Consider the following 24,563-nt stretch of genomic DNA (forward strand, 5'->3'; position numbering starts at 1 on the left):
GCGAGGGAGCTTGCTCCCGCTGGGGTGCGAAGCGCCCCCAGAATGAGCTGATGCGTTTTTTCAGGAAGAGCACCGTACCCAGTTTCAGGGCTGCTGCGCAGCCCAACGGGAGCAAGCTCCCTCGCCACAATGGGATCTCACTCATGAAAAGGTTTCGTCAGATTCCCAAACCGATCCTCGATCGGTAACAAAGTTGGTCTTGCTGATCATGCAAATTGCGAAGATCCTTCGCAAAAAAACCGAAGGCAAGCCCTTATGCCGCTCACCAAGTACCGACTTAAAAAACGCGACGCCAAACGCAACATCGGCGAGGAACTACTCGCTGCAATTGTGGACATCAAAACTGGCCGGTATGGGCAGGTACAGCATTCCGGCCCGTCCAAATCTAAACCCGCAAAAATCACCGGCTGATCTTCAGCCCCTTACGCCCCGCATGCCGCTCCAGCGCCAGCTCGATCAATCGGCTCACCAGCTCGCTGTAGCTCATGCCCGCCGCCTGCCACAACTTGGGGTACATGCTGATACGGGTAAAACCCGGCAGCGAGTTGATCTCGTTGATCAGCACCTCGCCCTCGTCCGTCAGAAACACATCCACCCGCGCCAGCCCGGCACAGCCCAACGTCTCAAACGCTTCGATGGCCAAGGCGCGAATGCGCTCGCTGTCTTCAACACTGATGTCCGCCGGCACCACCACCTGGGCCGCCTGGTCATCGATGTATTTGCTGTCGTAGGAGTAGAAGCCGTCGCGCACCACGATCTCGCCGCAACCACTGGCGATGGGATTCTCGTTGCCCAACACGGCGCATTCGATTTCCCGGCCTTTTACTGCCGATTCCACCAGTACCTTTTCATCAAACCCGAGGGCCAGTTCTACGGCGGCCTGATATTCAGCCTCGCTGCTCACCTTGCTCACGCCCACGGATGAACCCTGGTTCGCCGGTTTCACGAACATCGGTACTCCGAGTTTCTGCCGGGCTTGTTCGAAGGTGGTACGCGCCGCCGTGCGACGGTTGAGGGTGATGAACGGCGTCACGGCAATCCCGGCATCGCGCAGCAGGCGTTTGCTGATGTCCTTGTCCATGCACACCGCCGAACCCAGCACGTCGGAGCCGACAAACGGCAAGTCGGCCATGCGCAGCAGGCCTTGCAGGCAGCCATCCTCGCCGAGGGTGCCGTGGACGATCGGGAAGATCACATCGACGTGTTCCAGGGCGGCCTGGCCGGCGGTTTCCACCAGTTGCTGGCTGGCCTTGCCCGGCACCACGGCCAGTTCCCGGTTGGATTGATTGAGGGCGATCAGCGCCGGATTTTCCTCGTTGAGCAGAAAGCCCGAGGTGTCATTAAGGTGCCAGTGGCCGGCCTTGTCGATGCCGATCAGGATCGGCTCGAAGCGCGAACGGTCCAGTGCATCGACGATGTTGCGCGCCGATTGCAGCGACACTTCGTGCTCGGCCGAACGGCCACCAAAAATAATCCCTACCCGCAGCTTGCTCATGATCGGCCTCACGTTTGAAAGTAAGGCTTCTTACCATGAGCCGTCAGCGATTCGCTACCAGCGTGGCCCCGAACAGCACATAACAACCACCGGCAAACCGGTCCAGCCACTTGCGCGAGCGGCTGTAGGCGCTGGCCATACGCTCGCTGGAAAACACCAGTGCCACGCAGGAATACCAACTGAATGACAGTGTCGCCATGGTGATCACGGCCAGGGTCAGCAGCATCGGCGAGGGTGACGGCGGCATGGTGGACGCAAAGATCGTCGCGACGAACAACGCCGCCTTGGGGTTGGACAGGTTGCCCAGCAAGCCCAGGCGCCAGGCCGAGAACAGCGAGCGACGCGGTTCATCGGGCAACAGGTTCTGGCCCATGGCCGGTGCCGAGCGCCGGAACAGTTTCAACCCCAGGTAAATCAGGTAGCAGCCGCCGATGATCTTGAACGCCAGGTACAGCATGGGCGCGGCGGTGAACAACGACTTGATCCCCAAACCGCCTGCCAGGCCCCACATCACGGTGCCGGTGGCCACGCCTGCGGACGCCACCACGCCGTGGCGGCGTGAGCAACTGGCGGCCAGTTGCGCGGTGTTGAAGAAGTTGGGGCCGGGCGTGACCACAGCGACCGTCCACAACAAAGCCAGCGACAGCAACGGTGCCGCGTAGGCCGGGTTGAACAATTCCATATAAGGCTCCGCCAAGGCAGTGAACGATTGAGGATCATAGGCCCGGCACCCGCCCGCGCACAATCGTACAAGACCCCGGCAGACAGCGGATTCAGACTGGGGTACCGTATTTCCACCTCTTTGCACGACACCTCATCATGGCGACCAATATCGACTGGCTGCACCGCGCGCCCCACGCCAGTGGCCTGGAGCGTATCGAGGCGTATTTTGCCGGGTTTGGCTTCGACCCTCATCGCCACGACACCTACGCCATCGGCCGGACCTTGTTCGGCGTGCAAAGCTTTCACTACCGCGGCGGCATGACCCACAGCCTGCCGGGGCGGACCATGGTGATCCATCCCGACGAAGTGCATGACGGGTGGGCCGGCAGCGAGGAAGGCTTCAAATACCGGATGATTTACGTGGAGCCGGCGCTGATTCAGCAGGTGCTCGGCGGCAAGCCGTTGCCGTTTATCCCCGGCGGGCTGTCCAGCGACCCGTGGCTTTACCGCGCCAGCGAAGTCTTGCTGCAAAGCCTGGATTGCCCGATCGACCCGTTGCAGGAACAGGACGCGATGTTCGACCTGGCCCAGGCGCTGAACAATGCCTCGGGCATCACGGTGAACCGCAAGACCTTCGACTACCGCGCCGCCGAGCGCGCCCGGGAGTTTATCCACAGCGCCCTGGGCCGCCCGATCACCCTCGATGAAATGGCGGAATACGCCAACCGCGACCGCTGGGCGTTGTCGCGGGATTTTCGATTGTTATTTGGCACCAGCCCGTATCGCTACCTGACCATGCGCCGCCTGGACCTGGTGCGCAGCCTGCTGGGCCAGGGCCAGTCACTGGTGGATGCGGCGCTGACTGCCGGTTTCACCGACCAGAGCCACATGACCCGCCAGTTTCGCAGCACCTTCGGCATGCCGCCGTCGCGCTGGGTGAAGATGCTCGGGCGCTGAAAATCCCGCCTTGAAACGCGATCAACCTGTGGGAGCTGGCTTGCCTGCGATAGCGGTGGGTCAGCGAATAAATGACTGACTGACACTCCGCCATCGCAGGCAAGCCAGCTCCCACAGTTGAACTATGTCACTGCCGAGATCGCATTCGACTCTGGAGCCCGCTCTTTTAGCGCCAACGCCAAAACCGCACCCGCCAGGGCAATCGCCGCGCTCCACCACAACGCCAGTTCGATCCCACCTGCCTGCGCCGCACCCGTCGACCCGCCGGCATTCGCCAATGACACCAGCAACGCCAGCCCCAACGCGCCGCCGATCTGCTGGCTGGTGGACGCCATGCCCGCCGCCACACCTTGCTCTCCTGGCCGAATGCCCAACCCGGCAGCCACCCACATTGCCGTCCAGGTCATGCCCTGGCCGATACTCAGGATAAAAATCCCCGGCAGCAGCGACCAAAACCCCGCCCCCGTCGGCAACGCCACGCACACCAGGGCGATGCCCACCGCCCCCGCCAACTGGCCGCTGACCAGTGTGGTGCGCAAGCCCAGGCGCGCCAACGAACGCTCCGCCAGCCAGATGCCGCCGGTGCACACCAGGGTTGCCGGCAAAAACGCCAGCCCCGCCTGCAATACGCTGTAGCCGTAGACCTGCTGGTAATACACCGCCAGGAAGTAGTACTGCACCCCAAAGCTGCTCATGAACACCGCCGTCAACACCATGGCCATGCGCAACTCGCGATAGCCCAACAGCCGAAGCGGCATCAAGGGATCACGGCCCCGGTGCTCGATCCAGGCAAACAGCCCGAGCAGGGCCAGCGCCAAGGCCATGCAGCCGAGGGTCGACGGCGCCGCCCAGCCCCACTCCGGCCCCTGCACCAGGGAAAACACCAGCAACGTGCCGCCCACCGTCACGGTCAGCGCGCCGCTGATATCAAACTTGCGCCCACGGGCCCGCTCGCCATCGGCGGGTATCCAGTAGCGCGCCGCCAGGGCGCAGGCGCCGGCCAAGGGCACGTTCACCAGGAAGACCGCTTCCCAGCCCCAGGCCTGGGTCAGCACGCCGCCGAGCAACGCACCCAACGCCAGCCCCGCCGCCGACGCCGCGCTCCATACCGCAAACGCCCGATTGCGTGCCGGCCCTTCGGCGTAGTGGGTATTGATCAGCGCCAGCGTGGCCGGGAACAACAGCGCCCCGCCCACGCCCTGCACCGCCCGGGCCAGCACCAGCAGCAAGGCGCTGCCGCCGAGCACCGCCGCCAGGGATGACAGCGCGTACAACGACTGGCCGAGGATGTACAAGCGCCGCTTGCCCAACAGGTCCGCCGCCCGGCCGCCCAACAGCAGGAAGCCACCGAACGCTACGCTGTAGGCGCTGACCACCCACTGCAATTGCTGGGCGGAAAACCCCAGGTGGCTGCCGATCTGCGGCAGCGCCACAAACACAATGGTCGCGTCCAGGGCGATGATCAGTTGCGCGGTGGCCAGCAACAACAGCATCCAGCCTGAGGGTCGAGAGAAAGACATCACAGCGTCCTGCCAGAAAATGAGAGGCGCCAGTGTCTTTCATGCTCAACAGATGATAAATAGCCCTATCACTCTTTCAGTAATGACTTTAATCATGGATCTGAACGCTGTTCGCCTATTGGTTCGCGTCGCTGAAACCCGCAGCTTCACGCGCGCCGCCGGGGACTTGGGCCTCACCCAATCCGGCTTGTCCCGGGCCATTTCCCGGCTGGAAAACCAGCTGGGCGTGCGCCTGCTGCAACGCAATACCCGCAGTGTGAGCCTCACGCCCGACGGGCAGATGCTGTATGAACGCAGTGCACCGCTGCTGGCAGAGCTGGCCGAAGCCGAGCGCCAGATGCTCGACCGCCGCAGTTCGCCGTCCGGCCTGCTAAAGATCAGCACACCGTCGTTGTTTGGCCGCAAGGTGGTGATGCCGGTGATCGGCGAACTAACCCTGCAATACCCCGACCTGCGCATTGAAGCGGTGATGACCGACCGCCTGGTGGACATTGTCGACGAAGGCTTTGACGCCTTGCTGCGCACCGGCGATATCCAGGACCAGCGCCTGATCGCCCGGGCGCTGCCGCCGTTGTGCTGGATCACCGTCGCCGCCCCGGCGTATCTCGCGCGTTTTGGTACGCCGCAGACCGTCGATGAACTCAAGGACCACAACTGCCTGACCGTGCGCAACCTGCGCACCAGCCGGCTGGTGGACTGGCAATTCATGCTCGATGGCAAGGTGCAGGACGTAAGCGTCGAAGGAAGGCTGATCTTTGATATCGGCGACGCGCTGGTGGACGGCGCGGTGGGCGGGTTTGGCATCGCCCAGGTGATGGATTTTGCGGTGCGGGAAGATTTGGCGGCCGGGCGCCTGGTGCCCTTGCTGGAGGATTTTGCCGGGCGCAGTCGGGCGATCTCGTTGGTGTATCCACCCTCGCGGCAGTACTCGCCGAAGTTGATGGCGTTTGCCGAGGCGCTAAGCAAGGCGCAGTGGTAACACAACCAAGGTGGTGAGGGCGCTTTTGTGGCGAGGGAGCTTGCTCCCGCTGGGCTGCGCAGCGGCCCCAAAATCCTGGGAGCGCTTCGCACTCCAGCGGGAGCAAGCTCCCTCGCCACAGCAAGCTCCCTCGCCACAAAAGCAGCCGGGAGTCGGCTTAAAGCTGTCGCCCATCAATAGGCTCGCCAATCGTCAAGAAATGCCCACCCGCCACATGGTGCAAGGTACGCAGTGCGTCGTGCCCTTCAAAATGCCAGCGACCTTCACTGAATACTCGCTCATCCGCCTCGGCGGCCACCACTTCAGCCAGGAATAAATCATAGGTCTGCTGGTTATGCGGCTCGGGCAGCAAGCGGCATTCCAGCCAGGCTACGCACCCTTCCAGCATCGGCGCATCCGTGTGTTCGCCACTGAACGTCTGCAAGCCATAGGCTGCGAACTTGTCGGTCTCGCTGCCGGTGGTATTACCCACGGTCTGCACGATATCGGCCTGGGCCGCACACGGTACGTTGAGCACAAAGGTGCCGGCGCCTTCCAGCAGTTGCCGGGTCCAGGTGGCTTTGTCCAGCACGACGGCGACTTTGGGCGGTTCGAAATCCAGCGGCATGGCCCAGGCAGCGGCCATGATGTTGCGCTGGCCGTTGTGCGCAGCGCTGACCAGCACGGTAGGGCCGTGGTTGAGCAAGCGGTAGGCCTTGGACAGCGGGACGGGACGGCGATGGTTAGGGCTCATGGACGAAAGGCTCGGAAAAAAAAACCTACGATACCTCAAGCATGAGCCCCGGCAACTAGCTGCTCAGTTGATTGGCGAATTGCCCCACCGCGCTGACCACCTTCTGTGCACCGTCCTGGATCTCGACGATCACCGTGCCCGCCTCGGCGGCCAGGGCCAGGCCTTGCTCGGCTTGCAGGCGGCCGTCGGTCATCAGCGCCACCGCGTCGCGGGCCATGTCCTGGTTCTGGCGCACCACGCCGACGATTTCCTCGGTGGCCTTGCTGGTACGCGACGCCAGTTGCCGAACCTCATCGGCCACCACCGCAAAACCACGACCTTGCTCACCGGCGCGGGCGGCTTCGATGGCGGCGTTGAGGGCCAGCAGGTTGGTCTGTTCGGCGATCCCACTGATGGTCTTGACGATGCTGCCAATCACCTGCGACTGGGCGTTCAGCGCTTCAATGCCCTCGCCCGCCTGTTGCATGTGCTTGGCCAGGTCGCGCATCACGTCCACCGCCTGGGTGACCACGGTGGTGCCGCGCTGGGCGCTGCTGTCGGTTTGCAGCGAGGTGCTGTAGGCGATGTTGGCCGCTTCGGCCACGGCTTGTTCCTGATTGACTTGGTCGGTGATCACCGTGGCGAACTTGACCACTTTGTACAATTGCTCATTGGCGTCGAGCACCGGGTTGTACGAGGCTTCCAGCCACACCACGCGCCCGTGGCTGTCCACGCGTTTGAAGCGGCCGGCGACGAATTCACCCGCGTTCAGGCGCTTCCAGAACTGCTGATACTCGGCGCTGTTGGCGTCTTGCGACTCACAGAATATCCGGTGATGTTTGCCCTGGATCTGCGCCAGGCTGTAACCCATGCCGTTGAGGAAACGGTCATTGGCCGTCAGCACATTGCCGTTGAGGTCAAACTCGATCACCGCCGTGGAGCGCACCAGCGCAGTGATCAGGTTTTCGTGTTCACGAGACGCCTCGATGGTGCGCGTCAGGTCGCTGGAGTACACCGAAAAATGCTTGATGCGTCCGTCCGAACTGCGCACCGGCTGCACGATGGAGCGCAGCCACGCCTCATCGCCGTTGCCCCGGGTCAGGCGCACGGTACCGGCGAAGTGCTCGCCACGCACCAGGGCGTTTTTGAAACGCAGTTGAAACGTGTCCTGCTTGACGTGCGCCGGCACTATATCGTCGATCAAGCGACCTTGTAGCTGGCTTGCCTGGTAACCCATCTCCTGAAGAAAGATGGCATTGACCGACTCGATGCGCCCTTCGGGATCCAGTGTCAGGGTCATCATTTCACTGTCCAGGCTCTCCTTAACCTGCTGCAAGCTTGATAATTCTTCGCGAAGAGCCGACAGCTCCTGCTTGAGACGGGTGTTGAACATGGAGGCACCGGTGGGCAAGTAAGGACGGGATCTGACCTGCATCGGCGCTGCCGGCGTTTTCTTAAGAGCGCTTTAGCCCGTTGCTCAATTATATTTTTGGATCCCTTAACTGCCGTTATTACGGCAGATGCCCATGACCTGGTATTGGACAGTATTGAGCTTGCCGGTGGAGTCTTCGTAGGTCATGCGCGACGGCACTGCGTTGCACGAACGGATCGGCGGCGTCACGTTGACCACCTTGGCAATGTCCAGGTTCATACCATAGCGATAGGTCTGGACGACGGGCGCAGGCAGGCCCTTTTTCGCGGCGTAGGCGGCCATGGCTTGCTCATTGTTTTGCATCAACTGGGCGAAGGTGCGATCACCTCCGCCTTCAGCCATCGCGCCGACGGAAAAGATCAGGGCCAGTGCCGCAACCGTGGTTTTCAGGGTGTTCATGAGGGCTTCCTCGTCTGACTTATTGAATTAAAAGTTCAGAGCAAGGGTAACTAACCAAGCCTGTCGTAAAGTTCACCGAAAGATTACTTATTCGTTATCTTTTATTGAAATTCCAAAATTGTAATCTGCGCGCCACCCCGTCGTTATCTCGTGTTTGCAACTATCAGCGCGGGCAACACCACAACAAGAATGCCCCATCGATAAGAAGCTAATAGCTGCCAAAACCGAGGAGCGCTACATGAACACTCACCGCACACTTTCCGTTTCCATGATTGCCGCCCTGGCGGGCCTTGCACCGCTTTCAGGCATGGCCGTGGAAGACAAACCCGAAGGTTTTATCGAAGGCAGCACCCTGAACGTGCTGGCCCGTAATTTCTATTTCAACCGTGACGACCGCAAAGGCCAGTCGAGCCCCACCGGCAATGGCTACTCGGAAGCCTGGGCCCAGGGGTTTATCGGCAAATTCGAGTCCGGTTTCACTCAAGGCACGCTGGGTTTCGGCCTGGACGCCTTTGCGATGTATGGCCTGAAACTCGACTCCGGCACCGGCCGCAGCGGCGGCAAGGGCTCGTTCGGCGTGCTGCCGGTGGACAGCGACAACCACCCCGAGGATGGCTACAGCAAGCTCGGCGGCGCGGTAAAAGTGCGCCTGCTGGATACCGTGATCAAGGCCGGTGATGTGTTCCCGCTGACCCCGGTGGTGGCCTATGGCGATGCGCGGGTATTGCCGGAAAGCTTTCGCGGCGTCACCGCGCAAAACACCAGCCTCGAGGGCCTGAGCCTGCAGGCCGGGCACCTGAACGGCATGAGCCAGCCCACCCAAAGCGGCATGGACAAAGGCTTTGCGACCTTTTATGCGGGCAAGGTGGACTCACCCTGGATCGGCTATGCCGGTGGCGACTACCAGGTGAACAAACACCTCAGTGTCAGCCTGTACACCAGCCGCCTGAAGGATGCCTGGGACCAGTACTACTTCGGCAGCGCCGCCAGCTACCCGCTGAACGAGGACGTATCGCTGTTTGGCGACTTCAACTATTACAAGGCCGTGGACGAGGGCAAAAAACGCCTGGGCGAGTTTGATAACAACATCTGGAGCGCCAGGCTCGGGGTCAAGGTGGGGGCCCACAGCCTGGCCGTGTCGCACCAGCGCAACAACGGTGATGACGACTTTGACTACCTGCGCATGTCCGACTCGATCTTCCTCAATAACTCGATCCAGTACAGCGACTTCAACTCGCCCAAGGAACGCTCGTGGATGCTCACCTACAACCTCGACATGCAGCCCTTCGGCATTCCCGGCCTTTCGTTCATGACCCGCTACGGCAAAGGCACCGGCGCCGACTACAGCAACGCCAACGCGGTGTACATGCGCCGGGACGCGGCCGGCGACCCGCTGACCGATCAACGCCGCTGGGAGCGGGATATCGAAGCCAAGTACGTGGTGCAGGGCGGCAACTTGAAAGACCTGTCACTGCGATTGCGCCAGGCCACGGTTCGCTCCAGTGCGTTTGAGTCGGACCTGGAAGAAGTTCGGTTGATAGTCGAATATCCATTAGCGATTCTGTAAACACCGCTCTTTGTAGGAGCGAGCTTGCTCGCGAAGGTCGCTAACGATAACGCGGGGCATCTGGTTTAACGCGGCGCCCTCAAGTTCTTCGCGAGCAAGCTCGCTCCTACAATTGAATAACATCTGTTCACAATTAGAAGCCTGTCAGAACTGTAATATGAGCCTCACCTTCTCGTTAAGTTAAACTTCATATACTGGCCCCAACTAACGGCACCCGCCTTAATTGGAGAACAGTCATGAAGCCATCCTACGTGTTATTGATCAGCTTTCTCGGCGCTGCATCCACCGTCGCCTTGGCCGACGACGGTGCCGACCGGTCCCGGCAGTTTCTCGCCGAGTTCCGCCAGCAACAGCAGCAGGTCCACGGTGAACAGTCCGTGGCCGAGGCCGCGCCCGCCGACGCACTGAAACAATCGATCTGAACGGCGCACACCGAGCACATTCATCTCTGAAGCTTTTGTGTAGCTCCTTTGGAAAGAGATGAATTTTTAACGCCCCGGATGGGGCGTTTTTTTTGCTCGCCGGTTTTGCAGCGCAACAACCAGTCACACACTGGCTGATTGACCCTAAAGCTACTTCAGCCTTCAGGCTTCGCAAAATTCGAATCCCAGTCTCTCCTTATCAATAAAAGGTAAACCCCCATGCGCATCCTTGTGGTTGAGGACGAACAAAAAACGGCCGCCTACCTGCACCAGGGCCTGACCGAAAGCGGCTACGTGGTCGACTGTGCCGCCAGCGGCGTGGACGGCCTGCACCTGGCCGGGCAACACGCCTATGAACTGGTGATTCTCGATGTAAACCTGCCGGCCAGGGACGGCTGGGACGTGCTGGAGCAACTGCGCCGCGACAGCAACCAACGGGTGATGATGCTGACCGCCCGTGGCCGGCTGACCGACAAGATCAAGGGCCTGGACATGGGCGCCGATGATTACCTGGTCAAGCCCTTTGAGTTTCCTGAACTGCTGGCCCGGGTGCGTACCCTGTTGCGCCGCAGCGAACATATACCGGTGCCGGAAGTCTTCCGCGTGTCGGACCTTGAGCTGGACCCGCGCCGCCACCGCGCCTACCGCGGCACAAGGCGCATTGACCTGACCACCAAGGAGTTCGCGCTGCTGCACGTGTTGATGCGCCAGTCCGGCGAAGTGCTGACCCGCACGCAGATCATTTCCCTGGTCTGGGACATGAATTTCGACTGCGACACCAACGTGGTGGAAGTCTCCATCAGCCGCTTGCGGGCCAAGGTCGATGACCAGAGTGACGTCAAGCTGATCCACACCATTCGCGGCGTGGGTTATGTGCTGGAGGCCCGCCAATGAGAGCCAGCAGCCTGTCGATGCGCCTCGGGCTGACGGTGAGCCTGATGGGCGCGGGCCTGGTGGTGTTGCTCGCAACGCTGGCGTACCTGGCGCTGACCCACGAGCTTGAGAACCTGGCGCGCAAGGGCCTGGAAAGCAAGATGGAGCAGATCCAGCACAGCCTGGCCCTGGGCCTGGACACTCGCGCCATCCAGGCCCGCCCGCACTCGCTGATGGACCTAGTGATGGGCCATGACAATTTTTACCTGACCATCGTTGGCACCGCGCCGGATGACGCGGTGCTGCTCAGCGTCGGCGCCAAACCCCAGGTACCGTTGCTGACCGACTTTTCGCCGCGTCAAAACCTCGGCTACCTGAACTGGGACGACAGCAACGGCAACCAAGTGCTGAGTGCCTCCAGCCTGATGCGCCTGGCCAGCGGCGAACGCGTGCGGGTGTTGCTGTCGCTCGACCGCATGGACGATCAGGCCTTGCTCAGTGCCTACCTGCGCTCCACGGTGATCGCCCTGCCGCTGCTGTTGCTGCTGATCGGCATCGGCGCCTGGTGGGTGGTGCAACGCGGGCTGGCACCGCTGCAGCAGTTCAGCCGCGTGGCCGCCAAGGTCACCACCCAGGACCTGACTCATCGCCTGGCTGTGGATAACTTGCCCAAGGAGTTGGGCGAGTTGGCCCAAGGCATCAACTTCATGCTGCAACGGCTGGACGGCGGGGTGCAGCAGCTGTCGCAGTTCTCCGATGACCTGGCCCATGAACTGCGGGCGCCGCTGACCAATTTGATGGGCAAGGCCCAGGTGACGCTGTCCCGGGAACGACCACCACAGGAGTACAAGGCGGTGCTGGAATCCAGCACCGAAGAGATGGAACGCCTGGCGCGGATCGTGTCTGACATGCTGTTTCTGGCCCAAGTCAGCCACCCGGCGGCGCGGGTTTCGTTTGCGCCGGTGTCCCTGGCGGATGAAGCGCGCCGGGTGATGGAGCTGTTCGCCTTGAGCGCCGAAGACAAGCAGCTGACCCTGAGCCTCAACGGGGATGCGTCGGTGCAAGGCGATCGCTTGATGATCCAGCGGGCGATTTCCAATTTGCTGTCCAATGCCATCCGTCATACCCCGCACGCGTCCACGGTGTCGTTGCGGGTGGAGGCCCATGGGCAGCACGTGTCGCTGTCGGTGAGCAACCCGGGCTCCGGGATTGAAGCGCAACACCTGCCGAACCTGTTCGAACGGTTCTACCGCGTCGACAGCAGCCGCGCCCGCTCCGAAGGCGGTACCGGGCTGGGGCTGGCGATTGTGCGGTCGATCATGGTCCTGCATCAAGGCCGGGCAGAAGTCAGCAGCGAGCCCGGAGATTTCACTGTGTTTCGGTTGATGTTTCCCCTTCATACCGACGCGATCTGCCAATAAACCATTGTGGCGAGGGAGCTTGCTCCCGCTGGGTTGCGCAGCAACCCTAAAAAGCCCACCGCATTCTTTCAGCTGAAAGTGGGTCGTCGGTGTTGGGGCTGCTGCGCAGCCCAGCGGGAGCAAGCTCCCTCGCCACAGGTTATTGGTCAGGCATCAGGCGGTCTTCCTGTTCTTCACGCCGATGTGCCCAGTGATACAGCGCCGGCAGTACCAGCAGGGTCAGTAGCGTCGATGAAATAATCCCGCCAATCACCACCGTCGCCAACGGGCGCTGCACTTCGGCGCCGGTGCCGGTGGCCAGGGCCATGGGGATAAACCCGAGGGACGCCACCAGCGCCGTCATCAACACCGGACGCAAGCGCGTCAGGGCACCTTCGTTGATGGCCACCGACAATGAGCGCCCCTCTTCCCGCAGGTTGCGAATGAAGGCAATCATCACCAGCCCGTTCAGCACCGCCACCCCCGACAGCGCGATAAAGCCCACGCCCGCCGAGATCGACAGCGGAATATCCCGCAGCCATAGCGCCATGATCCCACCGGTCAATGCAAAGGGAATTCCGGTGAACACCAGCAGCCCGTCCTTGAGGTTGTTGAACATCATGAACAACAGTCCGAACACCAGCAGCAACGCCACCGGCACCACGATGCGCAGTCGCTCGGAGGCTTCCTTCAACTGTTCGAACTGGCCGCCCCAGGTGGTCCAGTAGCCCGCGGGGATTTTCACCTGGGTGTCGATCGCGGCCCCGGCCTCCTCGACAAACGAGCCGATATCCCGCCCACGTACGTTGGCGCTGACGATCACCAGGCGCTTGCCGTTTTCGCGGCTGATCTGGTTGGGGCCGAGCACCAGGTCCAGGCTGGCGACTTCCGACAGTGCGATAAACCCCAACTGCCCCGCCGCGTTATTCGCCAGCGCCGGAATCGGGATCAGCAGCCGCGACAAGCCTTCGATGTCGGTGCGCAGTGCGTCGGACAAACGTACGACCATGTCGAAACGCCGGTCACCTTCGTACATCGTCCCGGCCTGGCGCCCGCCCACGGCGACGGCAATGGTGTCTTGCACATCGCCCACATTCAGGCCAAAACGCGCGGCCTTGTCGCGGTCGATATTGATGGTCAGCACCGGCAGGCCAGAGATCTGTTCCACCTTCACTTCCGAGGCCCCCTTAAGGGTCTGCAAGGTCTCGGCGATTTCCCCGGCGGTCTTGTTGAGCACCGCCATGTCATCACCAAACACCTTCACCGCCACGTCGCTGCGCACTCCGGAAATCAGCTCGTTGAAGCGCAGCTGGATAGGCTGCGACAGTTCATACACGCTGCCCGGCACAATCGCACTGGCCCGCTGGATGTCGGCGATGATTGCCTCGCGGGACTTCTTCGGGTCCGGCCACTGGTCCTTGGGTTTGAGCATCACATAGCTGTCGGAGATATTGGGCGGCATCGGGTCGGAGGCGATTTCCGCGGTGCCGGTGCGGGCAAATACCCGTTCGATTTCCGGCACCTCGGCCATCAAGGTTTTTTCCAGTTGCTGCTGCATGTGCACCGATTGCGTCAGGCTGGTGCCCGGCACCCGCAACGCTTGTTGGGCGAAATCGCCTTCGCTGAGGCTGGGGATAAATTCGCTGCCCATGCGGCTCGCCACCAGGCCCGACGCGACGATGGTCAGCACCGCCAGGCCAAACACCAGCGGCCGGCGCGTCATCACCCAATCCAGCACGGGCGCATAGGCACGGCGTGCGGTGCGCATCACCAGGTTTTCTTCTTCCTTGACCTTGCCCGTCACGAACAGCGCAATCGCCGCCGGTACAAAGGTGACGGACAGAATCATCGCCCCCAGCAGCGCGATCACCACGGTGAAGGCCATCGGGTGGAACATCTTCCCGGCCACACCGGTGAGGGCGAAGATCGGCAGGTACACCACCATGATGATCAGTTGCCCGAAGATCAGCGCACGCCGCGCTTCCTTGGCCGCCGCAAACACTTCATGCAGGCGCTCGCTGCGGGTCAGCAATCGCCCCTGGCGCTGCTGGGCGCGGGCCAGGCGGCGGATCGCGTTCTCGACGATCACCACCGCGCCGTCGACGATAATCCCGAAATCCAGGGCGCCGAGGCTCATCAGGTTGGCGCTGACCTTGTTGGTAAACATCCCGGTAAAGGTGAACAACATGGCCAGGGGAATCACCATCGCGGTGATCAGCGCGGCGCGGATATTACCCAGGAACAGGAACAGCACCGCCACCACCAGCAGCGCCCCTTCGAAGAGGTTTTTCTTCACCGTGCTGATGGCTTTTTCCACCAGGTTGGTGCGGTCGTAGACGGTGACGGCAACCACCCCTTCGGGCAGCGAGCGGTTGATCTCTTCGAGTTTTTTCGCGACCGCCAGGGACACGGTGCGGCTGTTTTCACCGATCAACATGAACACCGTGCCCAGCACCACTTCACGGCCATTTTCGGTGGCGGCGCCGGTACGCAACTCACGGCCGATGTCGACCTGGGCGACGTTGCGCACCCGGATCGGCGTACCGTCGGACGTGGTGATCACGATGTTGGCAATATCGTCGATGGACCCAACCTGCCCCGGTGCGCGGATCAGCAATTGCTCGCCGCTGCGCTCGATGTACCCGGCGCCAACGTTGGCGTTGTTGCGCTCCAGCGCGGTGACCAGGTCACTCAAGGTCAGGTTATAGGCCGCCAGGCGCTTGGGGTCCGGGGCGATCTGGTATTCCTTGGCAAAGCCGCCGATGGTGTTGATCTCGGCCACGCCCGGCACGTTGCGCAGTTGGGGCTTGATGATCCAGTCCTGGATCACCCGTAGATCCGTCGGAGTGTAAGGCGAGCCATCTTCCTTTCGCGCACCGTCTTTCGCCTCCACGGTCCACAGGAAAATTTCCCCGAGCCCGGTAGAGATCGGCCCCATCATGCTTTCGATGCCGTCCGGTAATTGCTCGCGGGCCACCTGCAAGCGCTCGTTGACCAGTTGGCGGGCGAAGAACAGGTCGGTGCCGTCCTTGAAAATCACCGTCACCTGGGACAACCCCGAGCGCGACAGTGAGCGGGTCTGCTGCAACCCCGGCAGCCCGGCCATGGCGGTTTCAATCGGAAAGGTGATGCGCTGCTCGGTTTCCAGCGGCGAAAAACCCGCCGCCGCCGAGTTGATCTGCACCTGCACGTTGGTGATGTCGGGCACCGCGTCGATGGGCAGTTTCTGATAGCTGGCGATGCCGACACCGGCCATCAACAGCACCGCCAGCAGCACGATGATGCGCTGCTCGATGGCAAATTGGATAAGGCGCTCAAACATGGGAAATCACTCGCAGGATCAATGGGCGTGCTCGGCCGAGGCCTTGCCCAATTCGGACTTGAGGATGAAGCTGCCGACCGTCGCCACCTGCGCGCCGGCGTCGAGGCCCTGGCGCACTTCGACAAAACCGTTTTCGCTGACGCCCAGTTCGATATGCCGGGTCATGAAGCCGTCGGGGGTTCGCACAAACACCGAGGGTTTGTCCTCGACGGTCTGGATCGCTGCCTGCGGGACGGTGACCTTGGCCTGGTAGGTATCGGTAGCGACCTGCACGGCGACGAACAAGCCTGGGCGCCACGAGTCGTCAGGGTTCTGCACCGTGACGCGCACGGTGGCGGTGCGGGTCTGCTCCCCCAGCAAGTTGCCGACATAGGCCACGGTGCCGAGCACTTCGGTGCCCATTTCCGAGGAGGTGACCTTCACCGGTTTACCGACCTGGACCTTGTTCAAATCCTTGGGAAATACGCCGAAGGTGACCCACACCTGGGACAGGTCCGACAGGGTGAAGGCGTTGCTGGTCTCGCTCACCACCTCGCCCACGCCGAGGTGTTTTTCCACCACCACGCCGTCGAACGGCGCACGCAGTTCGTAGCGATTGCCACCGACCAATACGGTGCTGCCGCTCAGGGCATTCATCTTTTGCCGGGCATTGTTCAGGGCGATTTCGGCCTCTTGCAGCGCCTGGCGCGCCAGCAGGTAATCCTGTTCGGCGGAGATCTTGTCCTGCCACAACTGGCGCTCGCGCTGGAAGGTGGTGCGGGCCAGTTCGACCCGGCGTTGGCTGGCCGCCAGCTCGCTGCGCTGATCGGAAATCTGCTGGCTGGCGATCACCGCCAGCAGCTCGCCCTTCTTCACCGACTGCCCGAGGTTGACCTTCACCGACTCCACCACGCCGGCGGCCCGCGGCACGATGTGGGAGGTGCGGTCTTCGTCGAATCGCACCTCGCCCGGCAGTGACAGCACGGTGCTGATCTGCCGGGATTGGGCGGGCGCGAGTTGAATGCCGGCGGCCTGGATTTGCTGGTCGGTCAGTTCAAGTTTGCCGTCTTCTTCGGCCTCTGCCGCACCGCTGATTGCCGGCCACGCCAGCATCAACGCAACGGCCAGCGCCATCCTGTGTTTGGTGTTCATGGAACGCTCCTGAAAAATCAAAACCGGGCGAGGTCGCCGTAAATCCGTTCGATACGCACCCAGGCGTCAGTCGCCTGAGCGGTCGCCATGAGGTATTGGGTGCGGGCCGCAATCAAGGTGCGCTGGGCGTCGAGCACGTCGAGGAAGTTGAACTTGCCCATTTCGAAACCACGGGTGGCGCTGTCCACCGCGCTTTGGGCGGCGGGCAGGATTTGCTGGTTGAACGCGCGCACCTCGGTATTGGCGGTTTGCCAGAGGTCCAGGGCCTGGCGGGTTTCGGTGCGCAGGCGCAGTTCGGCGGCGTTGCGCAGGTCGCGGGCCTGGTCGGCGCGGCGACTGGCAGCGAGTACGTTGCCCTGGTTGCGGTTGAACAGCGGGATCGGCATCGACACCCCCACCACATTGACCCGCTCACGGGCGCTGGCGTCGTATTGGCTGCCGATGGACACGTCGAGGTCGGGAATGCGCTGGGCTTTTTCCAGGCCCAGGGCCGCCTCACCCTGGACGATTTGCAGCTCGGCCAGGCGCAATTCGGCGGTTTGTTCCAGGCGCGCCAGCAACTGCGCAGGCGACGGTAATGTCGGCGCCGCCTGGGCTTGGGTGGCTACCGCCTGGAAGTCGGTCCTGGCGGCGCCGGTGCTGGCAGCGAGGCGGCGATAGGCGTCGGTGAGGCCCATCTGTGCGCGGTTGAACTCCAGGCGAATTTCCGAGAGCTGCACCTGGGCGCGGGTAGCTTCCACCGGGGACGACTTGCCGGCGGTGACGCGCCCGTTGGCCACCACCAGCCCGCGCTCGGCCAGTGCCAGTGAGCGTTGGGCCAGGTCGAGGCGTTCCTGGGCACGAAGGGCGCCGTAGTAGCCGTCGATGACCTCCGCCCGCAGGCCGTTGCGGCGTTGCTCCAGCGTCAGTGCGGCGGCCTCCTGGGCGCGGGTGGCGACGTCAATCCGAGCCCCGCGTTTGCCACCCAGTTCCAGGGTTTGGCTCAGTTTGACGGTGGTGGTGCGCGAGTTGCGACGGGTGTCTTCGGCATCCCAGGAGGCGACCGGGTTCGGGATCAACCCGGCCTGCTGGCGACCGCCCTGGGCGATGTCGATTTCCCACTGCGCCGCGGCCATATCGGGGTTGTTGGCGAAGGCGGTTTGCAGGGCCGATTCGAGGGTCAAGGTTTGCGCCGACGCCTCTTGAACCGTCGCAGTGGCCAATAAAAAGACAGTCGACAAGGCGCCTGCCACCCACAGTAATTTGCGTATGAACGTTGGCATAACACGAGTTCCATGCCCATGAATTAACAGGTGGGCAATGTAACTTTCGGTACTTATCAGAGGAGTGGCCAGAACATTACAAATCCGTTAGCAACAGCTCTGCGCCGGGCTTTTGCTTTAAGCTTCGGCCAACTTTTCCACTGCCCGGCGGGACCCTCGACATGCGTATTCTGGTTATCGAAGACGAACCCAAGACCGCCGATTACTTGCACCAGGGATTGAGTGAAAGTGGCTATATCGTCGACTGTGCCGCCACCGGTGCCGACGGTTTGCATTTGTCCCGCCAGCACGCCTACGACCTGGTGATGCTCGACGTAAACCTGCCGTTGATGGATGGCTGGGACGTGCTGCAGCGCATCCGCCAGAACAGCAGCACGCGCATCATGATGCTGACCGCCCAGGGCCGCCTCGCCGACCGCATCAAGGGCCTGGACCTGGGCGCCGATGATTACCTGGTCAAGCCGTTTGAATTCCCGGAATTATTGGCGCGGGTGCGTACCTTGATGCGCCGCAGCGTGCATTCGCCGGTGCCGGATGTGCTGCGGGTGGCCGACCTGGAACTGGATCAGGGCCGTCACCGGGCGTTTCGCGGCTTGCAGCGCATCGACCTGACCACCAAGGAATTCGCCCTGCTGCACCTGTTGATGCGCCAGAGCGGCGTGGTGCTGTCCCGCACGCAAATTATCTCGTTCGTGTGGGACATGAACTTTGATTGCGACACCAATGTGGTGGAGGTGTCGATCCGCCGCCTGCGGGCGAAGATTGATGACCCGTTCGAGCGCAAGTTGATCCATACCTTGCGCGGCGTGGGTTATGTGCTGGAAGACCGTGAGTAACCCTCAGGCGTGCACCTCGTCATGCTCGTCGTGGTGAAAGCCGTCGCCCTCGACCTGGATGGTGGCGTGGGAAATATCGAATTGTTCATGCAGTAATTCCGTCACCTGGCTGAGAATCTGTTGCTCCGAGCCTTGCGCCGAATCCGCCACCAAGTGAGTACTCAGCACATTCTTGCCGCTGGTGAGCGCCCAGATATGCAGGTCGTGTACCTCCTTTACTCCGGGCACACCACGAAGCGCCTGCTCGACCTTGTCGATATCGATGCCGTCGGGCACACCTTGCAGCAGCACGTTCATGCTTTCCTTGAGCAGGGTCCAGGTGCGTGGCAACACCCAGAAGCCAATCGCCGCCGCCACCACCGAATCCACCCAGCCCCAGCCGGTGTACAGGATCACCAGCGCCGCGATGATCACGCCGATGGAGCCGAGCATGTCGCTCCAGACCTCCAGGTAAGCGCCCTTCACGTTGAGGCTTTCGCCGCTGGCCGCGCTCAGCAACCGCATGGAAATCAGGTTGACGATCAACCCCAGCACCGCGATCACCAACATGCCGGTGGACTGGATCTCGGCGGGCGCCTGCAGGCGTTGATAGGCCTCATAAAGAATGTAGAACGCCACGCCGAACAGCAGCAGCGCATTGAACGCCGCCGCCAGAATCTCGAAACGCGCGTAGCCGAAGGTGCGCTTGCGATCGGCAGGGCGCTTGGCCACCTGGATCGCCACCAGGGAAATGGCCAGGGCCAGGGCGTCGGTCATCATGTGGGCGGCGTCGGACAACAGCGCCAGGCTGCCGGTGATAAAGGCACCGATCACTTCGGCAATCATGAAACTGCCCGTCAGCCCCAGGGCGATCCATAACAGGCGCTCGTGGCCGGCGCGTACTTGGGCGTGGCTGTGTCCTGCGCTCATGGAATGTCCTCGTGGGTGGTGGTCCGGTTGATCATAGAGCTATAGGCCAAAACCACCGGCATGGGTTGCGAAATTGTCATCACACCGTCAGGTGCGCGTTACGGCGTGCGCACCAAAATTGAACATGGGCGCTCTGGAACCGTTCTATCAGGTATGCTTTTCGAGCAGGAAACAAAAAGAAACACATTAGCCAACCTGTTCGATAAGGAGTCCCGTTTTGGAGTTATCGACTGCCGCGTGGATGGTTCACGACACCCGCCTCATGTTCTGCGTACTGCTGGCCATCGCCAGCATCATTGTGTTGATCAGCGCGACCAAGCTGCCGCCCTTTCTGTCGATCCTGATCGGCACGTTTATCGCCGGTGTCGGCGCGGGTTTGCCGCCGGAAGAAGTAGCCAAGGCGTTCAGCAAGGGCGCCGGGGCGATCCTCGGTGAAGCCGGGATCATCATTGCCCTGGGCTCGATGCTTGGCGCGTTGATGGCCGAGTCGGGCGCTGCCGACCGTATCGCCACCACCCTGCTGGGGTTGGGTAAGGGCAAGTCGTTGCCCTGGGTGATGGCGCTGGTGGCGATGGTGATTGGCCTGCCGCTGTTCTTCGAAGTGGGCCTGGTGATGATGGTGCCGATCATCTTCGTGATGGCCAAGCGTTCGAACCAGCCGCTGCTGAAAATCGCGATCCCGGCGCTGGCGGGCATGACCACCCTGCACGCCCTGATGCCTCCGCATCCGGGGCCGTTGATTGCGGTCAGCGCCTTGCACGCCGACCTGGGCCTGACCATGTTGCTGGGCTTCTGCCTGGCAGTACCGGCGGTGATTCTGGCTGGCCCGTTGTACGGCAACTGGCTGTCCAAGCGCATGCACGTGGATGAGCCGGCCGACATTGGCGCACTGTTCAGTGCACCGCCCAAGGCGCCGCGCCAGCCGGGTTTTGGCGTGTCGCTGCTGATCATTCTGTTGCCGGTGATCCTGATGCTCGGCAGCACCCTGGCCAAAGTCGCCATGTCACCTGAAAGCCCGGTGGCGCTGACCTTGAAGTTTCTGGGCGAGCCGTTGATCGCCCTGGGCCTGGCGGTAATTGCCGCGGTGATTTGCCTGGGCTGGGCCAGCGGCATGCCGCGAGCCGAGGTCGGCAATACCCTGCGTAAAGCGTTGGCGCCGATCGCCGTACTGTTGCTGACCATCGGCGCGGGGGGCGGGTTGAAACAAACGTTGCTGGATGCGGGCGTGAGCCAGACCATCAGCAAGGTGGCCGAAGGCGCGCACATGCCGTACCTGCTGCTGGCCTGGCTGATTGCCGTGGCGCTGCGTCAAGCCACCGGTTCGGCGACCGTCGCCACCACGACCACGGCGGGCATTCTGGCGCCGATGATGGCGGGTTTGGCGGCGACGCAAAGCTCACTGGTGGCCCTGGCGATTGGTGCCGGCTCCGTGTTCTTCTGCCACGTCAACGACGCCGGCTTCTGGATGGTGCGGGAGTACTTCGGCTTGCAGTTGAAGCAGACGATTTGGGTGTGGTCGGTGTTGCAGACCATCGTGTCGGTGGTGGGCCTGGTGGGCACATTGCTGATGTGGCACTTCCTCACCTGAGGATCTGATGATCGTTCCCGCGCTCCGCGTGGGAATGCAGCCCGTAACGCTCCGCGTCACAAGAGCCGACGCGGAGCGTCCAGTGAGGCGCTCCCACGCTGAGCGTAGGAACGATCAGGTGGGTTGGCGCTTGCCAAAATGCGCCGCGCTCACTGCGCCCACCGCGCCCATCACCACGCAGTACCCCACACAGATCCACGGGCTGGTGGGCATCAACGCGATCAACATCAGCGGCGTGGTACTCGCCCACAGCGCATACGCAATGTTGTAGGTGAAGGAAATCCCCGAAACGCGCACTTGCGCCGGGAACAGGCTGACCATCACCGACGGCACCGCCCCCACCACCCCGCAACTCAACCCGGCAATCGCATACGCCGCGCCCAGCCACACGCCGCCCGCAATCAGGCTGGCATACAACACGGCAATCCCCACCGGCAGCAGCAGGCTGTAGACCAACACCGCGCGCCACGCGCCGATGCGGTCCACCAACAGGCCGGCCAGCACGCAGCCGATGTTCAGGAACACGATGCCCAACGCACTCAGGGCGAAGGTATGGCTGGGGCTCATGCCGAAGGTTTTCTGCATCATGGTCGGGGTGATGACGACCAATACCACCACGGCTGAGGTGAGCACGCAGGTGAGGATCATGGCCGGCAGCAGCGCGTTGCGGTGTTCCCGCAGGACGGTGCGCAGGGGTAATTCGGTGCCAGCCTGGCGGCGGGCCTGCATCTGCAGGAACACCGGGGTTTCGCTGAGCCAGCGCCGCAGCCAGACGCCGATCACACCAAATACGCCGCCGAGCAGGAACGGGAAGCGCCAGGCGTAGTCGAGGATTTCTGCCGGGGTGAAGACTTGCGCCAGCAACGTCGCGGTCAGCGCGCCGAGCAGGTAGCCGAAGGTCAGCCCGGCTTGCAGGAAGCCCAGGGCATAACCACGATGGTTATCCGGGGCGTGCTCGGCGACAAATACCCAGGCGCTGGGCACTTCCCCGCCCACCGCCGCGCCCTGGAGGATGCGCAGCGCCAGCAGGATCAAGGGCGCGAAATAACCTATTTGTGCGTAGGTGGGCATGATCCCGATCACCAGGCACGGCAGCGCCATCATCAGGATGCTCAGGCTGAACACCCGTTTGCGGCCCAGGTGATCGGCGAAGTGCGCCATCAGGATCCCGCCCAGCGGGCGCGCGAGGTAGCCGGTGACGAAGATCCCGAAGCTTTGCAGCAGGCGCAGCCACTCGGGCATTTCCGGCGGGAAGAACAGTTGACTGAGGGTCAACGCGAAAAACACGAAGATGATGAAGTCGTAGATTTCCAGGGCCCCGCCCAGGGCAGCCAGGCCCAGGGTTTTGTAGTCGGAACGGGAGAAACGCTGCGCCTGTGGATAAGAGGTGGCAGTCATGTGCAAGCTCGGCAGACAAACAAAATGGCCTGCAGGTTAGGAGCTGGGCCGAGTGATGGCAATCACGCTGGATATATTTGCTTTACTCATTGATCAATGAAGATAACTACATTCCCAAATGAATAGCCGTAGAGGAACATGCAGCAAAACTGCCGCCCCCCATAATAAATACAAATAGAGGTACTGAACGTGGCCGATGCTATCGAAGACAGCCGCTACGCCCGATTTGCCCTGCGTTGTTCCAACTTCGCCGAGCGCTGGTTCCCGGACTCCTGGGTGTTTGCCGCCCTCGCCGTGATCATTGTCGCCGTGGCGACCCTGAGCATGGGCGCCGCACCGACCGAGGCCGCCAAGGCCTTTGGTGACGGCTTCTGGAGTCTGATTCCGTTCACCATGCAAATGGCCTTTGTGGTGATCGGTGGTTATGTGGTCGCCAGCTCCCCACCCGCCGTGAAACTAATCGATCGCCTGGCGCGCATCCCGAAGAACGGCCGTTCTGCCGTGGCCTGGGTGGCGCTGATTTCGATGGTGGCTTCCTTGCTCAACTGGGGACTGTCCCTGGTGTTCGGCGGCTTGCTGGTGCGGGCACTGGCCCGTCGTACGGATTTGCGCATGGATTACCGCGCCGCCGGTGCTGCAGCCTATCTGGGCCTGGGCGCGGTATGGGCGCTGGGGCTGTCGTCGTCAGCGGCGCAGTTGCAGGCCAACCCGGCCAGTTTGCCGCCGTCGATTTTGTCGATCACCGGGATGATCCCGTTCACCGACACCATCTTCCTGTGGCAATCCGGCGTGCTGTTGCTGGCGTTGATCGTGGTCTCGCTGATCATCGCCTACGCCACCGCGCCCGGGCCGAACTCCGCCCGTGACGCCAAGGCTTGCGGTATCGACCCCGCCTTCAATATGCCCAAGCCGCAACCGCCGACCCGCCCGGGCGAGTGGCTGGAACACAGCCCGTTGCTGACCATCCTGCTGGCGCTGCTGGCGGCCGGGTGGCTGTTCCATGAGTTCTCCACCAAGCCGGCCATCAGCGCGATCTCGGGGCTCAACACCTACAACTTCCTGTTCCTGATGGTGGGCGCGTTGCTGCACTGGCGCCCGCGCAGCTTCCTCGACGCCGTGGCCCGCGCGGTGCCGACCACCACCGGGGTGCTGATCCAGTTCCCGTTGTATGGCTCGATTGCGGCACTGATGACCGTGGTGAAAGGCAGTGATGGCTCGACACTGGCGCACCATATCTCGACCTTTTTCACCTCGATTGCGTCCCACGATACCTACGCGCTGTTGATGGGCGTGTACTCGGCGGTGCTGGGCTTCTTTATCCCGTCGGGGGGAGGAAAGTGGATCATCGAGGCCCCGTATGTGATGCAGGTCGCCAATGACCTGGAATATCACCTGGGCTGGGCGGTGCAGATCTACAACGCCGCCGAGGCGCTGCCGAACCTGATCAACCCCTTCTATATGCTGCCGCTGCTGGGCGTGCTGGGGTTGAAGGCGCGGGACTTGATCGGCTTTTCGTTTGTGCAGTTGCTGGTGCACACGCCCCTGGTGCTGTTTTTGCTGTGGGCGTTGGGTACGACACTTAAATATTTGCCGCCGGTGATGCCGTAAACGCTTCTGTCACATTGCCTGCTTAAGCTTCTCACCCAGGCCCGGCAACGCCTCCTGTACCTTGATCGGCACCCCGCCGATCAAGGTTCA

Annotated in this window: 21 protein-coding genes and 1 pseudogene; 10 read left to right on the forward strand and 12 right to left on the reverse strand. The window is 62.2% G+C overall.

Annotated features, from left to right (window positions below; all coding sequences use genetic code 11):
• Nucleotides 1–255: 255 nt before the first annotated feature.
• Complete coding sequence (locus HX855_RS05430; RefSeq protein ID WP_256353030.1) at nucleotides 256–411, forward strand: hypothetical protein; 156 nt, start codon at nucleotides 256–258, stop codon at nucleotides 409–411.
• On the opposite strand, the gene ddlA is transcribed toward HX855_RS05430, so the two are convergent.
• The gene (ddlA, locus tag HX855_RS05435; RefSeq protein WP_177087287.1) at nucleotides 401–1,495 is read right to left on the reverse strand and encodes a D-alanine--D-alanine ligase; all 1,095 of its coding nucleotides are present in this window, start codon (nucleotides 1,493–1,495) and stop codon (nucleotides 401–403) included. The two genes, HX855_RS05430 and ddlA, sit on opposite strands and share 11 nt — an antisense overlap.
• 43 nt (nucleotides 1,496–1,538) lie before the next feature.
• Entirely contained in the window at nucleotides 1,539–2,177 is a 639-nt protein-coding gene (locus HX855_RS05440; RefSeq protein WP_177087285.1) for a LysE family transporter, read from the reverse strand.
• A 137-nt stretch (nucleotides 2,178–2,314) separates the two neighbouring features.
• On the opposite strand from HX855_RS05440, the gene HX855_RS05445 reads away from it, so the two are divergent.
• Nucleotides 2,315–3,115: an AraC family transcriptional regulator gene (locus HX855_RS05445; RefSeq protein ID WP_003214430.1), complete on the forward strand. Its 801-nt coding sequence runs from the start codon at nucleotides 2,315–2,317 to the stop codon at nucleotides 3,113–3,115.
• A 122-nt stretch (nucleotides 3,116–3,237) separates the two neighbouring features.
• On the opposite strand, the gene HX855_RS05450 is transcribed toward HX855_RS05445, so the two are convergent.
• Nucleotides 3,238–4,608 carry an MFS transporter gene (locus tag HX855_RS05450; RefSeq protein WP_177087476.1) on the reverse strand — a complete coding sequence of 457 codons (1,371 nt, stop codon included), beginning with the start codon at nucleotides 4,606–4,608 and terminating at the stop codon, nucleotides 3,238–3,240.
• A gap of 121 nt (nucleotides 4,609–4,729) precedes the next feature.
• Between HX855_RS05450 and HX855_RS05455 the strand changes: the two genes are divergently transcribed.
• Entirely contained in the window at nucleotides 4,730–5,614 is an 885-nt protein-coding gene (locus HX855_RS05455) for a LysR family transcriptional regulator (RefSeq protein ID WP_177087283.1), read from the forward strand.
• A gap of 157 nt (nucleotides 5,615–5,771) precedes the next feature.
• On the opposite strand, the gene HX855_RS05460 is transcribed toward HX855_RS05455, so the two are convergent.
• The 4 genes and pseudogenes from HX855_RS05460 to HX855_RS05470 form a co-directional block, all read right to left on the reverse strand.
• On the reverse strand, nucleotides 5,772–6,347 hold the full coding sequence (locus HX855_RS05460) for a flavin reductase family protein (protein ID WP_177087281.1): 576 nt from the start codon (nucleotides 6,345–6,347) through the stop codon (nucleotides 5,772–5,774).
• A gap of 55 nt (nucleotides 6,348–6,402) precedes the next feature.
• Nucleotides 6,403–6,834, reverse strand: a complete 432-nt coding sequence (locus HX855_RS33805) for a methyl-accepting chemotaxis protein (protein WP_371317243.1) — start codon at nucleotides 6,832–6,834, stop codon at nucleotides 6,403–6,405.
• Between the two features lie 108 nt (nucleotides 6,835–6,942).
• Nucleotides 6,943–7,761, reverse strand: a pseudogene (locus HX855_RS33810) (PAS domain-containing protein); the annotation flags it as partial.
• A 63-nt stretch (nucleotides 7,762–7,824) separates the two neighbouring features.
• On the reverse strand, nucleotides 7,825–8,157 hold the full coding sequence (locus HX855_RS05470) for a DUF2790 domain-containing protein (protein WP_177087277.1): 333 nt from the start codon (nucleotides 8,155–8,157) through the stop codon (nucleotides 7,825–7,827).
• Between the two features lie 238 nt (nucleotides 8,158–8,395).
• Between HX855_RS05470 and HX855_RS05475 the strand changes: the two genes are divergently transcribed.
• From HX855_RS05475 to HX855_RS05490, 4 genes are all read left to right on the forward strand, one after another.
• Nucleotides 8,396–9,724: an OprD family porin gene (locus HX855_RS05475; protein WP_177087275.1), complete on the forward strand. Its 1,329-nt coding sequence runs from the start codon at nucleotides 8,396–8,398 to the stop codon at nucleotides 9,722–9,724.
• Between the two features lie 236 nt (nucleotides 9,725–9,960).
• Nucleotides 9,961–10,146, forward strand: a complete 186-nt coding sequence (locus tag HX855_RS05480) for a hypothetical protein (RefSeq protein WP_177087273.1) — start codon at nucleotides 9,961–9,963, stop codon at nucleotides 10,144–10,146.
• Between the two features lie 219 nt (nucleotides 10,147–10,365).
• Nucleotides 10,366–11,040: a heavy metal response regulator transcription factor gene (locus HX855_RS05485; protein ID WP_177087271.1), complete on the forward strand. Its 675-nt coding sequence runs from the start codon at nucleotides 10,366–10,368 to the stop codon at nucleotides 11,038–11,040.
• A complete protein-coding gene (locus tag HX855_RS05490; RefSeq protein WP_177087269.1) occupies nucleotides 11,037–12,440 on the forward strand; it encodes a heavy metal sensor histidine kinase in 1,404 nt (467 codons plus the stop codon). Before HX855_RS05485 ends, HX855_RS05490 begins: the two co-directional genes overlap by 4 nt.
• Before the next feature lie 139 nt (nucleotides 12,441–12,579).
• On the opposite strand, the gene HX855_RS05495 is transcribed toward HX855_RS05490, so the two are convergent.
• The 3 genes from HX855_RS05495 to HX855_RS05505 are packed head-to-tail and all read right to left on the reverse strand — an operon-like array spanning nucleotide 12,580 to nucleotide 18,134.
• Nucleotides 12,580–15,741 (reverse strand): CusA/CzcA family heavy metal efflux RND transporter, encoded by a 3,162-nt coding sequence (locus HX855_RS05495; protein WP_177087267.1) that lies wholly within the window; start codon nucleotides 15,739–15,741, stop codon nucleotides 12,580–12,582.
• Between the two features lie 18 nt (nucleotides 15,742–15,759).
• Nucleotides 15,760–16,872 (reverse strand): efflux RND transporter periplasmic adaptor subunit, encoded by a 1,113-nt coding sequence (locus HX855_RS05500; RefSeq protein WP_177087265.1) that lies wholly within the window; start codon nucleotides 16,870–16,872, stop codon nucleotides 15,760–15,762.
• A 17-nt stretch (nucleotides 16,873–16,889) separates the two neighbouring features.
• Nucleotides 16,890–18,134, reverse strand: a complete 1,245-nt coding sequence (locus HX855_RS05505) for a TolC family protein (RefSeq protein ID WP_177087263.1) — start codon at nucleotides 18,132–18,134, stop codon at nucleotides 16,890–16,892.
• 161 nt (nucleotides 18,135–18,295) lie between these two features.
• On the opposite strand from HX855_RS05505, the gene HX855_RS05510 reads away from it, so the two are divergent.
• A complete protein-coding gene (locus tag HX855_RS05510) occupies nucleotides 18,296–18,970 on the forward strand; it encodes a heavy metal response regulator transcription factor (RefSeq protein ID WP_008437506.1) in 675 nt (224 codons plus the stop codon).
• A 3-nt stretch (nucleotides 18,971–18,973) separates the two neighbouring features.
• Here HX855_RS05510 and HX855_RS05515 read toward each other — a convergent pair whose 3' ends face one another.
• Nucleotides 18,974–19,879 (reverse strand): cation diffusion facilitator family transporter, encoded by a 906-nt coding sequence (locus HX855_RS05515; RefSeq protein WP_177087261.1) that lies wholly within the window; start codon nucleotides 19,877–19,879, stop codon nucleotides 18,974–18,976.
• 217 nt (nucleotides 19,880–20,096) lie between these two features.
• On the opposite strand from HX855_RS05515, the gene HX855_RS05520 reads away from it, so the two are divergent.
• Nucleotides 20,097–21,467: a gluconate:H+ symporter gene (locus tag HX855_RS05520; protein WP_177087259.1), complete on the forward strand. Its 1,371-nt coding sequence runs from the start codon at nucleotides 20,097–20,099 to the stop codon at nucleotides 21,465–21,467.
• Between the two features lie 114 nt (nucleotides 21,468–21,581).
• Here the strand turns inward: HX855_RS05520 and HX855_RS05525 are convergent, their stop codons facing one another.
• Nucleotides 21,582–22,865 (reverse strand): MFS transporter, encoded by a 1,284-nt coding sequence (locus tag HX855_RS05525; RefSeq protein WP_177087257.1) that lies wholly within the window; start codon nucleotides 22,863–22,865, stop codon nucleotides 21,582–21,584.
• A gap of 189 nt (nucleotides 22,866–23,054) precedes the next feature.
• On the opposite strand from HX855_RS05525, the gene HX855_RS05530 reads away from it, so the two are divergent.
• On the forward strand, nucleotides 23,055–24,473 hold the full coding sequence (locus HX855_RS05530; protein WP_177087255.1) for a short-chain fatty acid transporter: 1,419 nt from the start codon (nucleotides 23,055–23,057) through the stop codon (nucleotides 24,471–24,473).
• Nucleotides 24,474–24,563 lie beyond the last annotated feature (90 nt).

This window comes from Pseudomonas sp. IPO3778, assembly GCF_013386825.1.
Classification (GTDB): Bacteria; Pseudomonadota; Gammaproteobacteria; order Pseudomonadales; family Pseudomonadaceae; genus Aquipseudomonas.

Coding starts and splice junctions, on each gene's coding strand:
- HX855_RS05430 (WP_256353030.1), top strand. CDS start 256: ATGCCGCTCACCAAGTACCGACTTAAAAAACGCGACGCCAAACGCAAC.
- ddlA (WP_177087287.1), bottom strand. CDS start 1,495: ATGAGCAAGCTGCGGGTAGGGATTATTTTTGGTGGCCGTTCGGCCGAG.
- HX855_RS05440 (WP_177087285.1), bottom strand. CDS start 2,177: ATGGAATTGTTCAACCCGGCCTACGCGGCACCGTTGCTGTCGCTGGCT.
- HX855_RS05445 (WP_003214430.1), top strand. CDS start 2,315: ATGGCGACCAATATCGACTGGCTGCACCGCGCGCCCCACGCCAGTGGC.
- HX855_RS05450 (WP_177087476.1), bottom strand. CDS start 4,608: ATGCTGTTGTTGCTGGCCACCGCGCAACTGATCATCGCCCTGGACGCG.
- HX855_RS05455 (WP_177087283.1), top strand. CDS start 4,730: ATGGATCTGAACGCTGTTCGCCTATTGGTTCGCGTCGCTGAAACCCGC.
- HX855_RS05460 (WP_177087281.1), bottom strand. CDS start 6,347: ATGAGCCCTAACCATCGCCGTCCCGTCCCGCTGTCCAAGGCCTACCGC.
- HX855_RS33805 (WP_371317243.1), bottom strand. CDS start 6,834: ATGCGCGACCTGGCCAAGCACATGCAACAGGCGGGCGAGGGCATTGAA.
- HX855_RS05470 (WP_177087277.1), bottom strand. CDS start 8,157: ATGAACACCCTGAAAACCACGGTTGCGGCACTGGCCCTGATCTTTTCC.
- HX855_RS05475 (WP_177087275.1), top strand. CDS start 8,396: ATGAACACTCACCGCACACTTTCCGTTTCCATGATTGCCGCCCTGGCG.
- HX855_RS05480 (WP_177087273.1), top strand. CDS start 9,961: ATGAAGCCATCCTACGTGTTATTGATCAGCTTTCTCGGCGCTGCATCC.
- HX855_RS05485 (WP_177087271.1), top strand. CDS start 10,366: ATGCGCATCCTTGTGGTTGAGGACGAACAAAAAACGGCCGCCTACCTG.
- HX855_RS05490 (WP_177087269.1), top strand. CDS start 11,037: ATGAGAGCCAGCAGCCTGTCGATGCGCCTCGGGCTGACGGTGAGCCTG.
- HX855_RS05495 (WP_177087267.1), bottom strand. CDS start 15,741: ATGTTTGAGCGCCTTATCCAATTTGCCATCGAGCAGCGCATCATCGTG.
- HX855_RS05500 (WP_177087265.1), bottom strand. CDS start 16,872: ATGAACACCAAACACAGGATGGCGCTGGCCGTTGCGTTGATGCTGGCG.
- HX855_RS05505 (WP_177087263.1), bottom strand. CDS start 18,134: ATGCCAACGTTCATACGCAAATTACTGTGGGTGGCAGGCGCCTTGTCG.
- HX855_RS05510 (WP_008437506.1), top strand. CDS start 18,296: ATGCGTATTCTGGTTATCGAAGACGAACCCAAGACCGCCGATTACTTG.
- HX855_RS05515 (WP_177087261.1), bottom strand. CDS start 19,879: ATGAGCGCAGGACACAGCCACGCCCAAGTACGCGCCGGCCACGAGCGC.
- HX855_RS05525 (WP_177087257.1), bottom strand. CDS start 22,865: ATGACTGCCACCTCTTATCCACAGGCGCAGCGTTTCTCCCGTTCCGAC.